General features: G+C 52.9%; 1 protein-coding gene. It reads left to right on the top strand.

The window, feature by feature from the left end; translation table 11 throughout:
• The coding region (locus P0G09_RS20350) for a recombinase family protein (protein WP_275253589.1) at positions 1–289 on the top strand (289 nt) is incomplete at both ends.

Raw genomic sequence — 289 nt, 5'->3', positions numbered from 1 at the left:
TGGACAACGGACGAACGGGTCCGGTTTTTGATAGACCGGAGTTCAACCGTCTGATGAACGACATCCGCACCGGCAGGATCAAGTGCATTGTAGTTCGTGATCTCAGCCGGTTCGGGCGTGACTATATTGAGGCAGGAACCTATCTGGAACGGGTCTTCCCGCAGATCGGGCTTCGGTTTATCGCCATAAAAGCGAACTACGACAACTTTGATACGGACGGTTCCGGCGAAAGCCTCATTATCCCTCTGCAAATCATGATCAACCCCCTTTCCTCGAAGGACATCTCCCG

The sequence above is a fragment of the Faecalibacterium sp. DFI.5.82 genome (genome assembly GCF_029076575.1).
In the GTDB taxonomy this organism is placed as follows: Bacteria; Bacillota; Clostridia; order Oscillospirales; family Ruminococcaceae; genus Faecalibacterium; species Faecalibacterium duncaniae.
This window is presented reverse-complemented; position numbering and strand designations above follow the sequence as displayed.